Source organism: Lactobacillus xylocopicola (assembly GCF_033096005.1).
In the GTDB taxonomy this organism is placed as follows: domain Bacteria; phylum Bacillota; class Bacilli; order Lactobacillales; family Lactobacillaceae; genus Lactobacillus; species Lactobacillus xylocopicola.
The window spans coordinates 185,356-200,237 of the sequence record NZ_AP026803.1 but is presented as its reverse complement, the minus strand read 5'-3'; the positions used below and the strand labels follow the sequence as shown (position 1 = coordinate 200,237).

Below are 14,882 nucleotides of genomic sequence, written 5' to 3'. Positions count from 1 at the left end.
TTAGCTAATTTTTTTACTGTTAATAACCATTTTACTTTATTGCTTATTAATGACGCTTAAAGTCAAACTTCGTTCGGAAGACATAAGTATCTGATGTACTATGTTCCTCATTATATGCGAAACCAAAGTCATTAAAGTCTCGTAACTGTTGCGGTCTGGTTAGTTGGTTTGCCGCAATAAAGCGGACCATTTCACCGCGAGCCATCTTGGCGTGGACGCCAACTGTCTTCCATTTGCCGGTGTGTTCTTCCTGAAAATCAATCTTAATCATTTGGCGAGCATCCGTCAAAAAAGGCGTGATATTCCGTGAATATTCCTTAGAAGCCAGGTTAATGACCACATCATCCTGACTAAATAAAGTGTCGGCTAGGCTGCTGCCCCAAAACCTGTACAGGTTAGGCTGACTAAATCCTTGTACCTTGTTCTTCATTTCTAACCGGTACGGCCAGACGCCATCAAAGGGCCGCAAAAGTCCGTATAAGCCAGACAGAATGCGGACATTTTGCTGCAAATAATCAAGGGCCGGGCTGGTTAACAGATCTGGCGCCATATACTGGTACTGGATGCCCGAATAAGAAATAATTGCGGGCGTAAGCCCGGTGGTTTGGGCCAGCTTAAGCGCACTAATTTGCTTTTGCCCTTCCTTAGTCATGCGTTCACTGGACTGCCAAATCTGTTGCAGTTCAGCCAAATTACACTGCTTAAGAAAACTTGCCAATGCGCTTGCTTGCGTGATAAATTGCGGCTTAGTCCTAACCGGAAAAGATTCGCGGTCAACCTTCATTTTCATTGCGGGTGAGATAATAATTTTCATCTTTCGTAATTTCCACCTTTTGCGTTAAACTTAATACTAAACGTACTAAGGAGAGAACTAATGAATCCTGACTTTGCTGTCATTCTAAATTTTAAACTAAAAACCGGAAAAGATGTAGATGTCGATCTTTTGGTTAAAACGGCCCGGAATATCGGGGCCCGAGCTGTTGCAACAAATGACCGACGAGCCGACTTCAAACAAGCTTGCAATAAGTACGTCATTGCACTCGTAGATGAAGACCAGGGAGAAGAACTAACTGCCGACAAAGTCATCGACCACATGGTGCACCAGCGCAAGGACGGCCAAAAAACAATTATTAACTTATCCGTTAGTGAAGATGGGACCTTGTCTGAAAGCGCGCAGGCTCTGCTCGACCAAGTTAACCGCTGGATGCATCGCTTTGGTCATGCCTTTAATGAGAGTGAGCCCAGCTCACTTGTTGCCAACCATGGTTTTGTCTTACAGAATCGACATATGCACTATCAAAAGTATCTATTTGTTAATCGTCCAGTGCCTGCCCAAGTTATAGTTACCGGTATGGCACAAGCGCCTAATCGCATTGAACTGGTTGACAACCGGACAGAACTAGACTTTGACTATCAGGATGGCAGCTTAACCATCAACTTAGGTGCCATGCCGCCTGACAATCTAATCTGGCAGATTGTGCGTATCCAGGAGCACCGCCAGGAAGATGATCTTATTGCAACAAAATATTAAGAAAACGGGGCTTGTCCCCGCTTTTTTATTGCTACTGAAACCAGGATAAGGGCATTGACACTCCGATGTCCCGTAATTACAATAAGATAAGAAAAAACTGAAGGAGCAATAAGATGAAGTATAAGAAACCATTCTATAAAAAGTGGTGGTTCTGGTTAATTACCACCGTCATTATCGCAGTCAATAATCGGGGCCAATTTACGTCAAACGCTGAGAGTTCCCAAGCCGCGGCGCCGCGCTCTAGCAAGATAGCACGCAGCGAGCAAGCCAAAAAAGCGCATACTAAGGACCTAACCGAAAAAAAGCCAACCAAAAAAGCCCTGCAAGAGCAGCTGCTAGAGAAAACACCAAAAAAAGCTGCTCAAAAGAAGCTAGCACAGAAAAAAGCACAAGAAAGCAAAATTCGCGCCCGCAGACGCGCTACGCAAAGACATCTAGTTGCTAACCAAAAAGTCCGAAAAAAACCCCAAAGACAACAGCAGAGGCACCCAAAACAACAAAAGCAACAGATAGCTGCTAATGACCGGAATAGTCGAACAGTTTATGTTGCTCCGACCTCTGGTAGCAGGTACCATTATACCCCATCTTGTCGCGGTTTAAGTCGGGCTCACGGAAACATCAGCAAAATGACACTAGGACAAGCACTTGCACAGGGCTACACCCCTTGCAAGTGGGAAAACTAGGCGGGCTAAACACACCATGGTTAAGGTTGGTTTACGCAAGCCCAGTCTCAAAAAAACAATCGCGGCCAAAACCAAAGGCCGCGCTACTAGAACGATTAAAAAAGCACTTATTCCCAATTATGGGAAACGCGGAATGGGCTGGGCTCATCCCTGGCGCAAAATTTATCATGCAATTTACCACAAAACTACCAACGATGCTCGTAAATTATTTTCTGCAAGTACTTCGGCTAAACGATCAACTACTACTGCAGAAATTCGCTACTTCAAGGTAAAAACGGCCAAAGATGTGCAAACCAACCGTATTCTTTATTACACCAAAGTTGTCCGTTCCTGCTTGCTCTGGTTTGGTGTACTGGTTTCTGTCTTGGGCCAGCTTAAAGCCGGCATTTATCCCCTAGTCACCTGGCTTTTGCGTAAACTACCCACACTGCCTTTTGGCGGGCCTATCGCACCCAGCAAGCTTAAAGAACCGCAGTTCCAAAATAAGGAATAGCAAATATTGCGCTAAGCTACTTCAACAGTCCTAAGCTCATTTCAGATAGTTCTACTGGCACTATCTTTATTAAGTCCCAATCGCCCTAAATTATCATTGCAATAGTTAGAAAATTTTAATAGAATAAGGGTTTAACAGAGTACATTAAGTTAGGTAGTTATCTGTTTTCATTTAAAATCGCAAGAATGTTCAAGCTATTTAAGATTCAGTAATAATCAACTAGCGTTGACTGCGAATTTTTTCCTAAATGATGACTGATTAGGAAGCACTAGCAGCCAAAAGGTTTGCTAATACTTAAATTTAAGGGAGAAGTGAAAGAATAAAATGAAGCATAGCGTATCACCATTAACTTCAGACAAATATTTTCAAAGTGGCCATCAAGCCTTAAAAATACGGCAAACTATCCTTGCATTAGTTAGTTGGATGGTCATTTTCTTTCCTATTTTTTGGGTATTTTTACCTTTATGTAATCAACAACTAGCCCATAAATTGGGCATTGCCTATTTCAGTGATGAGTTTAAGCTAGTAAACTTTTTAGCGCTGTTTTTTGGAACATTTTTTGTTTTTATCACGGGTTTTTTCATTATTGTTACCATTTGGAATAACCTCCATTTCAAACATGCGGTTGCGCAAAAAGAAACAAATCGGTCAATGATGCGTAGCCGGCGCGGGCACGTGGTCGAATTAGCTTGCCAGCAGCATTTTGGCGACAAGGCCCAGCGGCAAGCAGCACACTTTTATCAAGTTGAAGGTAACCAAAATTTTGACAATAACTATATTCAAAACTTATTTGAATTAAATGAGGTCGACCAATGAGCCAATTATGGCAAATCTGCAGTACTATTCTTAACATTCTTTTCTGGATATTAATTTCTTATCCTATTCTCGGTTCAATCGCCTGGTTAGTCGGTACCGTGTGCTATAAGTATCTTTACAAAGGGAACAAGCTCAAGTATCCAGAATTTGCGCACCAGGACGAGCCCCTGGTTTCAATTGTCATTCCTGCGCATAACGAAGAAGTTTGCATCGAAGCTACTGTTACCTATATGCTAACCGAATTAACCTATAGTAATTATGAAGTTTTAGTAGTTGATGATTATTCAACTGATCGCACACCCTTTATCCTGCAAAAACTGCAAGAAAAGTATCCAAACTTGCGTGTCATTCGCATCAAAAGTAACAAAGGCAAAGCTCACGCCCTTAATGTGGCCTTAGCCTTTGTACGGGGAGAATTTATCTTAAGTAATGACGCGGACACTGTCCCTGAACCAGACGCATTGCAAAAATATCTCCGTTACTTTACCCAAAAAGGTGCTGACAATATTGCTGCAATTACCGCCAACATGAATGTTTTAAACCGGACTAAACTGATTACCAAGTCACAAACGGTTGAATTCTCGAGTATTGTGGGAATCATTAAGCGTGTAGAACAAGGAGTGTTCGGCGGTGTCTACGCCTACAGCGGCGCTAACACGATGTACCGTAAAAGTGCCGTCATGGATGTCGGATTATTTCGACAAGATCGGGCTACCGAAGATATCAGTGCAGCATGGGACCAACAGTTGAATGGTTGGTTTGCAAAATTTGCCCCTGATATTGCCTTTTACACTTCGGTCCCCGAAACGGCAGGGGCTCTCTATGCTCAACGTAAGCGTTGGGCTAAAGGAGGAATTGAAGTTTGGCTGACCAATTTCAAGAAAGTACTGTGTCATCCCTTTGCTAATATCGGACAGACCCTCATGTTTTTTGATCAAACTTTCAGTATTCTATGGGCGTTTTTCTTCTGGATATCAATAATTGCTTCTGTTGTCTTAATAATTCTAAACATTAGGACAGGTAATTTGCCATATATCCTTACCCTTGCAGCAGTCTTTCTAAGTTTTGGGATAATCTCAGCCGTAATCCAGTTGGCTGTTGCTTTAATCATCGATAGCCAAGCCAGCAAACTCCGTTACCTGCTGTTTGCTCCCCTCTACATCATCTGGTGGTGGATAGTTACTTCGCTAACCATTGTAGTTAGCTTTATACCGGCTGTTTATACCATCCGGCATGAAGGCTCAGGAACTTGGAATAGTCCAAATCGGGTATGATATATTTTGATGACTTCAACTCCAATAGCTAACTAACCTTAAATAGTATGGCAATTCATGATTAGAACAGATTAATGATTTTAAACTCAGGACTAACTCCGACATTCAGCAGGAGTTAGTCCTGTTTGTTTGCTCTAAGTTCTTTTACTGCTGTAATAGTCAATTTATTTAGACGCCCCAAAAACTTCCGTTAGTTCATCTTCTAGGGACCTTCTCGCACGACAGCTTTTAGCGTAAACGACCTCAAGAATAAAAGTTATGCTGACAGGTAATAGGCTACTTCAGCTAGTCAACTAAAGCAGTCTTTCATAATTATTTATAGACAAAAAATTTTGAATTTTACCGCGTTCCAATTAGGTCAAAAATACAATTATGCGCGCTATTTTTACATTTACCATCCTTCCTTTGTTATCTACTATTAATTATGAGAAAAGCTTTTATAGCAAATAATATTAACTTTACAAATGGAGGTTTCTAGATGATTACTAATTCAAATCTATGTCTTAACCGTAAGGTTTTGCCCGGTTTACCAGTTGCCGAATTCATTAAGCTCGCTCACGATCTTGGCATCAAGCATGTAGAGTTGCGTAATGATTTGGCGGGAGCACCGAACAACGCAAACATTTTAGACGGCATGAGCATTTCAGAGTTTAACGACCTATTAACTAAATACGATGTTCAAGTTGAAGATATTAATTCTATTGGTAATACTGATTCGCTTGTCCAAAAGAATAGTAACCTGGACGATTTAGACGAAATGATTGCCATTGCAAAGGGTATCGGTGCCAAAAAGATCCTCTTCTGCCCAGTCATGGACAAAAATGATCCTCGCAGTGATAATGATAAGTTCTCTGAAGGTGTCAAGACAATTAAGCTTTTCTCTAATCGTCTGCAAGCGGAAGGAATGTTTGGTTTATTTGAGACACTGGGTTTCCCTGAAAGTTCAATCAGAACACCTTTTAGGGCTATCGATATCATTGAAGCAGCAAACGCCACCAATTTTAAGGTAGTAGCGGACCTTTTCCATTGGTTTATGGGTGGTGTTTCTCCTGAAGATCTATTCACTAAGCTTGATGTTGCTAAGGTTGGACTGATTCACATGAGTACCGTCGAAGTCCAACTGCCAAAAGAAGAGCTCTCCGATCAAAACCGTGTGCTTTTGCGTGATCCTAACCAAGATGCAATTAGCGCCTACGCTAGTATTAACTGGTTTGCAAATAGTGATTTTAGGGGCTTATTCTCTTTTGAACCATTCTCTGATGAACTTCGCAAATGGGACTACAAAACTGCAAAAAACAATTTATTAACCAGTATTAAATTAATTGAAAATATTTAGGAGGAATTAACTATGCTAGAATTAAACGATTTTTGTATTAACCGGTGTTGTGCAGGTGGATTAAAACTAAGCGACTTTGTTAAATTGGCTAATGAAGTCGGTGTACATAACATCGAGCTGCGGACAGATATCCACAAAGGTAGTAATTTTTTAGATGATTTGTCTAGTGCAGAATTTAATCAACTTCAACGGGAATACGACGTTCATGTAGCTAATATTTCGGCCGAATTTAACTTGGATGACCGCAGTCACTGGAATAATAAAATTCAAGCAGTCACTGAATTAGTCAATCTCGCCCAGAAAATCGGTGCCCAACACATCCTCTTCACCCCAATTAGGAACGCGCATGACATACGCACCGACGACCAAAAGTTTGCCGATTTAGTCCACAATATCCGCACCTATTCAGACATTCTCGGTGCTGCTGGAATCAATGGTTTAGTTGAGCCCTTGGGCTTTGGTGATTCATCTCTGCGCTTTCCTTGGGTTGCTCAGCAGGTTCTCCAGGAAGCTGACGCCAAGAACTTCAAGCTAATCGCGGATACTTTCCATTATTATAAGGCACAGGTTACAAAGAAGGACTTTGATGAAAAAGTTGACGTCAGTCGCGTTGGTCTGATTCACTTAAGCTCCATTCCAACGAACAAAAGTCCAAAAGAAGCTGACGATGCCGACCGCTTATTTATTTGTGACAATGATGAGGACATCATGAAAACGATCGATCAGACTAACTGGTTTAAAGAAAGTAACTACTTTGGTTTATATTCGTTTGAACCTTGTGCCCCTGAAATTGATCAATGGAGCTATGACAAATGTAAGCAAGAAATTATTAGCAGTATTAAAAAGATTATTGCAGGTTAGGCCATACTCTCTCAGTACTCTGTTAAACATCTTAATTAAAGGCGGACAAAATGATTTTATCCGCCTTTTTGAATACAATTATTAGCCTCCTTAAAGAGCACAAATTTAGCCATCCGTTATCTATTATTAAGGAAGTCTAGTCAATAAAATGGGATATAAAAAGAGCGACTGAACATTAAACTTTAAATGTCCAATCACTCAATTAATACTGTTATTCAAATCTAGTCTATTCAGCGTTGATTAAATCTATACTATGAATAATTTCTTTTTTAGCCTTTTCAGCACCCCAATTAGATAAATCTGGTGAAAATGGTTCAAATGAGTATAAGCCATTATACGTGCTGTTCTCAATCATTTTGACAAAATTGTTGACATGCATGATGTCATTTTCTTCAAGCATAACCCGATCGGCGTCGTCTAAGTCTGCCCGCGGTTTTTCATTAACAACTGAACTCAAATGAACTAAACCAACCATAAATGGATCAACTTTAGTCGCAAAGTCATGCTCAGTTACATCAGCTAGATAGTAATGGAAATTATCTGCCACGAGTTTAAAATTGTCAACATTTGCCGCCTTAATAACATCCTGGGCAAGCCATGGTGTCTGCAAAGTAGCGTCTACAAAACCTAACGGTTCTAGTAGACCACTCATGCCGTTTGCTTTTAATACTTTAGAGTAGACTTTCATATTATCAATTGCGCCTTGACGACGTTCATCACCTGTTCTTGAATCGTTGGCATCCCTAACTGGACAAAATAGGATGTTTTTTACGTTTAAGACTCTACCAATTGAAATCATTTCTTCTAGACTGCTTAAGTTTTCATCCAGATTTTGAGCTAGATCCATATTACCCTGGGCATTGATATCAACAACTTCAATCCCTTTTTCATCAAGTAATTGCTTGATTTCTTCAGGTTGATAACCATCTAAAATTGTCGAATTAGCAACTCTACCAGTTATGTCGTTACGTAATTCCACATATTTAATATTAAGGTCTGCAACCATTTGAATAAAGTCCTTCAGATCTAATCCAGGTGCAGCCTTTCTATTAATACAAAAATCATTATCAGAAAGCATAGCTTCTGTCCTCCTCTTCTATTTAATATGAAGACCTGCCTTAATTGACTTTAAGGTCTGCTCGTTTGACCATTCAATCCGATCAGGCCACATAAAGACGTTGTTAGTGACAATACCATCAAAATTAATCTCACGAAGAGTAGAGTAGAATGCAGCCATATCCACTTCGCCCTCACCAGGATTTAAGTGCTGATGAATAGTAACTGGAGCGGCAGGTGGGTTGATGGTATACCTAAGTCCATATGAACCTGCATAATTAAACGTATCAGCAATTAAAACGTGGCTCAGTATATCTTTTGAATCCAAGATTTGTTTTCTAACATTACCCTTGCCATTATCAGAATAGAACGCATGAGCTGAACACAAGACCTGACCAACGTTTTTAGAATCAAGCGAACGAATCAGCTGGGCTGCTGAATAACTAGACTCAATAAAGTCATTCGGATGGGCCTGAATTTCAAGGTAAATTCCTTCCTTTTCAAAAATTGGCAGTAATTCCTCCATCGACTTATACCATTGTCCTTCTGAAGCTACGGAATTATATTTATCCCCTGAAAATTCAGTATTAATGGTATTAACGCCTAGTTCTGAAGCAAGCCAAATCGTTCTTTTCAGATTACGGACAGCTGCCTGTCTCTCCTGTTCATCCGGAGACGACCATTGCTGAACAGGTACTAGTGAAGAAATTTCTATTCCCGCATCCTTACACCACTGGCGAACCTTGGAAATCATCGCAGAATTTGCTTTTGGATACTGGTAAAACCAAAAAAAGTCTGTTCTTGGTGCTAATTCAAGATATTTATAACCCAATGCTGCTACTTTATCAATCGTTTCATGTAATGGAGTACTATCACGAAACATTGAAGCATCATATGCTAATTTCATAAAGCGTCTCCTATTACTTGTTCTTGTACAACTCTGGTCTTTCTGGCAATACAACTGGCTCTCTTACAAAGCCATTATCACGCGATTTTTCCAAGGCATCAGCGGCTACGCAAGCCATTAAGCCATCCCAAGTGGTAGGAGCAGTTGGATTAAGGTGATCAGCTAAAACTCCGTTTACCCAATCTTGAATCTCTGAGTCAAAAGCCTGACGGAAACGGTAACTGTCATTTTCAGGAATTGCTGTCTGTTCTCTTTCCTGCGTCTTTACTTTTGAAAAGATCGGGCTGGTCAAAGAGATAGTACCTTCTTCACAAACAACTTCACAATTAATATCATAACTATTATGATTATTTACAAATACTTCCAGATCGCCATGAATACCGTTCTTAGTATCAAAAGTCATGCATTGCGGATCTTTTAAGCCCTCATGAGTATATCTGGTTTGTGCAGCCGGAATAAAGCAAGAAACTTTGTCATAATCACTACCAACTAACCAGTGCATAATATCACATTCATGGATAGCAGTTTCAACAATGGCATCGTTATCGTAATAGTCCGAAACCGTGGTCTCATTTCTATGGGTCATGTGAAGTAGCAATGGTTTCCCGTAGGTACCCTCATCAATTGCCTGCTTAATTTGACGATAACCATTATCATAACGCCGCATAAACCCGACTTGTACTAGGCGCTTACCAATCTTAGTTTCAGCCTCCACAACGCGTTTACAGTCTTCTGCTGAAGTTGACAGTGGTTTTTCAGTAAAAACATACTTACCTACTTCAAGCGATTTAAGTACAAATGGTACATGAGTATCATGTGGACGAGTAACTACCATTACCGCATCAATGTCAGGAGATGCGATTAATTCTTCTCCACTTTGGAAATGTTTACAGCCATACTTTTTAGCGTATTTTTCAGCACGTTCTTGCTTAATATCAGCCACGCCCGCTAAAGTTGCACCATTAATTTGATTGGCTACACGGTCAATATGATCGCCGCCTTTATAACCACAACCAATAATACCTATTCTTAGTGTCATGTTTTTCCTCCTAAAATTTACATTTACTGCTAGTTCGTAAGCGGTTTCGCTCAATTGTTACAATTTTCATTATAGAGCTTTCCTAGTGCACCTCAATGTAAATTAGTATTCATAAAATGTAAAAACGAATCAAAGTTTTTATGCTATTTTGGCCAAAATTTGATTACGATTAACCCACCTATTAAAGCAAACAAACCCATACTAAAAAAAGAGATAGTTATCGAGTACCTTGCACACAATTGGCCCGCAAAAATAGGCAAAGTAGTCATACCTAAAGCATAAATAGATTGAAAAACTCCTGTCGCTGTGGATAAGGTGTTCGACGGCACTACAGAAATTGCTTCAGCATTTAGAATTGTAAATAAGATACCGGTTCCAATACCTGGAATAATTTGTAATAAATAAATTAAATAGATTGAAGATACTAGCGGAATTAAAAAGCAATACCCTGCTAGCAAGATAAAACTAACAAGTAAAATCCCTCTCCTGGTGAATTTCGTAAGATATTTTGCAGAAGTTGATTTTGCCAGTAGAACCGCTGACCCCATATAGACTATGGCTGATAATCCTTCAGAATATGCCGGTGCACCAATTTCCCTAACCATTTGCATCGTTAATGACATTGTTGTCGACTGCTGTATTCCTTGTTGAATAAAGGCCAATGCCCCGCAAACTATTAGTGTTTTATTTTTAAAAACTTGGCCAAGTTTACCTAATGGTTTTTTTCCGGCATTCTTTTTAAATTTAAGCTGCGGTAGAGTTAAAGACAAAATAAAGGCTAACATGCCAGCCAAAGCGCTAAATAGACACAATCCTGACATAGCCAAACTTGAATATAGTAAACTCGAAACAAGAAATCCTAATAATATCCCCAAGTTATTGACCATTACCAGGACTGCCATATTTTCTACTTTGCTGGCGTTAGAATTAATTTTTAAAAATAACACAATAAATGACAGCCAAGTTGCACTAGCAATTCCAGAAACGATATTTCCTATTAAAAATCCTATTCCAGTCTGGAATATTAGCCTAATAAGTGCCGCTAACCCTGTCAACAAGGTACCGGTAACAATAATAACTTGGTGGTTTAAATGCCAGTCAGCTAACATTCCTAATGGAATTCGAAGCACCATTTGCGCAAAACCATAAGATCCAATAATCAGCCCCACAAAACCTGAGGTCACGTTAATGGCGGTTAAAAAAGGAGTTTGATAAGGAACATAAACATACTGTGCAAACCAAAACAAGGTTACTATACTTAAAAATTTGGTATTTTCTTTATTCATGTGAAGTTCCCAAACTATTCAGCATAGTTACTTTCAAGTTCAATCATTTTATCTGTATCAACTATTTTTTTAAACCCTTCAGCTTGATTCTGCATACTAAAATTAAATGGTTCACCTTTTAAAGCAGCTTGTTCACCAGCTACCCTTGAATACAGTCCTTCATTATCAAAAGTAGACATGGCGTAACCCATCTTAAACAGTTCCTGGTAATCAATTGGTTGGCTTAAACCATTAAGATTTACAAACAAAGGTACATTAGGTATTTTGCGGGCGACTTGGCGCAGCTCTTTGACACTAGTAAGCTTGTCAACGTATAACATATCTGCGCCAGCTTCAATATAAGCTTGAAATTTATCAATAGCCTGGTCTAGCTCATAGCTGGCTCGCGCGGCCGAATGAACCATAATCGTAAAATCCGGATGTTTTCTCGCAGCAACAGCTGCCCTGATTCTTTGCGTTACCTCTAAGCTTGGTGCAATCATGGTCTTGGCCATTTGGCCGCATTCCTTAGGCCAAACTCCATCATCAAGATAGATTCCGGCAACTCCAATAGCTTCATAACTATAGGTGGTCCGGGCTATATTGGCTTGAAATCCATGTCCCGTCCCAACATCACATAAAACTGGAATATCAACATTTTCGACTATTTCCTTAGCTTGATTAAATAAAGTATAAAAATCAGCAAAACCCATATCAGGCTTACCATAAGTGGAATTAATAGCTGTACCAGTTACATTAATAGCTTTAACCCCTGACTTTTCACAAATTTTTGCCGATAAGCCATCCCCGACAACCGGCATGATCAGCATTTCTTTGCCATTTCGAACACGATTATTAAATGATAGCCGCATCATCTTTGCTTTATTTTGCATAATCATCCTCCCTTAAAAGCTCATCGTTCATAGCATTAATCCGGTTAAGCGTCTGCTGTACAGAAAGGATAAACATCGGCTTGATGGCTTCTGCTTCAGATAACGACAGCATTGAATCATCCAATGCAATGCCCAAGTGATCTTTAAATCTTTCTGTTTTTAGTTTTAAGAGTTCCTTTTTGCTTATCCGCGAGACTATAACTTGTTGTATCCCAAGTTGCAGCAACAACTGTATCCGCTCAACAAGCCCTTCATAGCCGTATGCACTTATGCCCTCCAACTTAGGAATAACTTGTAAAGCATAATTTTCACCACCAGAAATTGCCGCCCTAACCTTTTTAAGAAAGGCTTGTTCTGTAACTGCACCAGAAATTCCCACGGAAATTGCTGGCCACTTTTGATCATTTAATACTAAGTATTTTGCTCCAGCTCGACCTAATTCAGCTGCGGCGGTCCACACACTTAATTCGTTACCAAAGCCCGACTGTCCATCTGCAATTAATTTAGCTCCCGTTTCAATGGTCAGTGTATTAAAATATTGCAAGTACTCACGTCTTGTTATTAGCCCTTCATTTTCTTTGCCTAGCGTCATTAGTGCCAATAATCTGCTGCTAACAAAAAAAGTTGTATCCTGGTTAAACTTGTTTATTAAATCTGCCGAAATTGTAACCGGTATTTTCCCTTTTAACATCCTTTATTACCTCATTTCTAGCAAAAAACTCGTAGAACTTGCTATCTGAATGTAAATTTTTTATCATTCCGAAAAAAGTTAACTACGAGTTTTATAGAAAATTTGATATCCTAACAAAACATTATTTGTTAGCCATTATAATCTTTATTACTTTTTTTCTTTTGCACTGTCCAATGCCATTTTAACCGCTTCTCTCATGGCCCGGCTAGAAGAGGAGGCGCCTGATACTGCATCAACGTCATAAGTGTTTTTCTCAATCATTATCTTCGGTAATGCTTTAATTGCACGCTTACCATAATCTTCGCTTTCGCTTTCTTGCAAAACCTCAATGTTCTTAATGTTTTGATCATCATCTACTGTGACACGAACAACTATCTCATTACCCATACCGGCAGAACTTGTACCTAAATATTGATTCTTATCTAACTTAACCCGGCACTTTTTCTTCATATCGCTTAACAAGTCAGCATCTTCTTTGACTGATGCACCTGAAGTAACATCCGGGGCACTGCTGAATACACCATATTTATCGGCTTTTTCTTCAGCAGCATTTTCACCTGCAACCTTACCAAAGATTAAGCAGTCTGCCAGATTTTCTCCACCTTGGTAAATTCTGACAATATTTCCACCTAATTCACCAGCTCCATATAGATGGGGAATGGCTTTATTAAATGGATCCATTATTTCTGCTTGCCCGTTTCGCTTTGGGCCACCGTGAGTTTGAGCAACAGACTGAACCATTGGCAAAGCATAAATAGTATCCGTTGCATCAAATCTCGCCAGGGTAGCGGTTGCCCTGTGAAAGTCTAGGTCATTACCAGATTCAGCATATGAATTAAAAGTATCAATTGTTGCTGTTAAAGTTTCAGGATCAACAGCAATTTTCTTAGCTAGTTCATCAACACTATCCGCACTTATCAGAAAATTCTTCAAGGCACGTTGATATGGCATATGGTCGATTTTGGCCAGCTGCTCATATTGCTTCTGGTCAAAAATAACATACGGCTTAATTGGGGCCTGTGGGGTCCTCCATTGACCGTGATTGTAAAACCAGCCTTCAATACTAAAAATATCTTCGCGGCAGTACCTTGTACCATCATCACTAACAGCAAAAATACTTCCGGTGTACATTTCCTTGGCATCAATATCAGCTGGTTGGAAAATGCTACGCTCCCCTTCTTTAACTGGTAAGGTTAAATCGCCAACAATTCCGGCTGAGTTATAGGTCGTCATGTGCCATAATCTAGCTCCCGCTTCAATAGCAAGATCAATACCATCACCGGTATTATAAAGTGTACCAACTGGGGCTAAGTGATGTTCACCAATAAAATCCTGAATTTTTATCTTACTGTTAGAAAAACCACCGGTAGAAAGAACCACACCATTACGGGCACCAATATTCCTTATCTTGCCCTTCCGGTTAATTTGAACACCAACTACAGTTTTGTCTGGGGCTTGAATAATATGAACGGCTGGTGAGTCATACCAAACATCAATATTATCTACCCGGTCTATTACTAACTCCCTTAACACAGTCCACAGTGCAGAATCAAACATACCATTGTGAACCGTCATTAATTCTGATGATGACGAATCGGTAAATTCTGGATGTGTGGCCGTTGTCTGGTTGTCAGCAGTATGAGTCAACGGGTTATCTTCAGGATGCTCTCCAAATACAAACGGCTTTACCCCTAAATATTTTGTAAAGTAGTCTTTCATATTTGCTAAGCCATTAATTACTGTATCTTCCACATCTTTATCAATATGAAAGCCCTGTGCAAGCTGTTTGTAGTATGTTCTGAATTTCACCGGATCTGGGGTGTAACCAACATTTTGACCGGAATACCTAGTATTACCACCCTCATGCCCCTCTGGAGCCTTATCGACTAGCAGCACCTTAGCCCCCTTGTCTGCTGCAAATCTTGCTGCACTGGCACCTGCACCACCAAATCCCAATACTACTACATCATAGACTTTATCCCATTTAATGGACTTATCAAAAATCATATTATTAAAACCTCTCTTTTATTTTAAAAA

The 14,882-nt window shown here is 39.8% G+C and carries 15 protein-coding genes; 7 read left to right on the top strand and 8 right to left on the bottom strand.

What is annotated here, in order from left to right:
• Positions 1-46: 46 nt before the first annotated feature.
• Positions 47-814: a peroxide stress protein YaaA gene (yaaA, locus tag R8389_RS01000; RefSeq protein ID WP_317637659.1), complete on the bottom strand. Its 768-nt coding sequence runs from the start codon at positions 812-814 to the stop codon at positions 47-49.
• A 60-nt stretch (positions 815-874) separates the two neighbouring features.
• Between yaaA and R8389_RS00995 the strand changes: the two genes are divergently transcribed.
• The 7 genes from R8389_RS00995 (at position 875) to R8389_RS00965 (ending at position 6,994) form a co-directional block, all read left to right on the top strand.
• Positions 875-1,531: a hypothetical protein gene (locus R8389_RS00995; RefSeq protein WP_317637658.1), complete on the top strand. Its 657-nt coding sequence runs from the start codon at positions 875-877 to the stop codon at positions 1,529-1,531.
• 113 nt (positions 1,532-1,644) lie between these two features.
• Positions 1,645-2,214, top strand: a complete 570-nt coding sequence (locus tag R8389_RS00990) for a hypothetical protein (protein ID WP_317637657.1) — start codon at positions 1,645-1,647, stop codon at positions 2,212-2,214.
• Between the two features lie 16 nt (positions 2,215-2,230).
• Positions 2,231-2,707, top strand: a complete 477-nt coding sequence (locus tag R8389_RS00985; RefSeq protein WP_317637656.1) for a hypothetical protein — start codon at positions 2,231-2,233, stop codon at positions 2,705-2,707.
• Positions 2,708-3,031: 324 nt separating this feature from the next.
• On the top strand, positions 3,032-3,523 hold the full coding sequence (locus R8389_RS00980; protein WP_317637655.1) for a hypothetical protein: 492 nt from the start codon (positions 3,032-3,034) through the stop codon (positions 3,521-3,523).
• A complete protein-coding gene (locus R8389_RS00975; protein ID WP_317637654.1) occupies positions 3,520-4,797 on the top strand; it encodes a glycosyltransferase family 2 protein in 1,278 nt (425 codons plus the stop codon). The genes R8389_RS00980 and R8389_RS00975 overlap by 4 nt, the downstream gene beginning before the upstream one ends.
• A 478-nt stretch (positions 4,798-5,275) precedes the next feature.
• On the top strand, positions 5,276-6,133 hold the full coding sequence (locus R8389_RS00970; protein WP_317637653.1) for a TIM barrel protein: 858 nt from the start codon (positions 5,276-5,278) through the stop codon (positions 6,131-6,133).
• 12 nt (positions 6,134-6,145) lie between these two features.
• The gene (locus R8389_RS00965; RefSeq protein ID WP_317637652.1) at positions 6,146-6,994 is read left to right on the top strand and encodes a TIM barrel protein; all 849 of its coding nucleotides are present in this window, start codon (positions 6,146-6,148) and stop codon (positions 6,992-6,994) included.
• A 226-nt stretch (positions 6,995-7,220) separates the two neighbouring features.
• On the opposite strand, the gene R8389_RS00960 is transcribed toward R8389_RS00965, so the two are convergent.
• From R8389_RS00960 to R8389_RS00930, 7 genes are all read right to left on the bottom strand, one after another.
• On the bottom strand, positions 7,221-8,072 hold the full coding sequence (locus R8389_RS00960) for a TIM barrel protein (RefSeq protein WP_317637651.1): 852 nt from the start codon (positions 8,070-8,072) through the stop codon (positions 7,221-7,223).
• A gap of 18 nt (positions 8,073-8,090) precedes the next feature.
• Entirely contained in the window at positions 8,091-8,957 is an 867-nt protein-coding gene (locus R8389_RS00955; RefSeq protein WP_317637650.1) for a sugar phosphate isomerase/epimerase family protein, read from the bottom strand.
• A 13-nt stretch (positions 8,958-8,970) separates the two neighbouring features.
• Positions 8,971-9,996, bottom strand: coding sequence for a Gfo/Idh/MocA family protein (locus R8389_RS00950; RefSeq protein WP_317637649.1), 1,026 nt, complete (start codon positions 9,994-9,996; stop codon positions 8,971-8,973).
• 143 nt (positions 9,997-10,139) lie between these two features.
• On the bottom strand, positions 10,140-11,282 hold the full coding sequence (locus tag R8389_RS00945; RefSeq protein ID WP_317637648.1) for an MFS transporter: 1,143 nt from the start codon (positions 11,280-11,282) through the stop codon (positions 10,140-10,142).
• 14 nt (positions 11,283-11,296) lie between these two features.
• Complete coding sequence (locus R8389_RS00940) at positions 11,297-12,154, bottom strand: isocitrate lyase/PEP mutase family protein (protein WP_317637647.1); 858 nt, start codon at positions 12,152-12,154, stop codon at positions 11,297-11,299.
• Positions 12,144-12,845, bottom strand: coding sequence for a hypothetical protein (locus R8389_RS00935; protein WP_317637646.1), 702 nt, complete (start codon positions 12,843-12,845; stop codon positions 12,144-12,146). The genes R8389_RS00940 and R8389_RS00935 overlap by 11 nt, the downstream gene beginning before the upstream one ends.
• A 147-nt stretch (positions 12,846-12,992) precedes the next feature.
• Entirely contained in the window at positions 12,993-14,852 is a 1,860-nt protein-coding gene (locus R8389_RS00930) for an FAD-binding protein (protein ID WP_317637645.1), read from the bottom strand.
• Positions 14,853-14,882 lie beyond the last annotated feature (30 nt).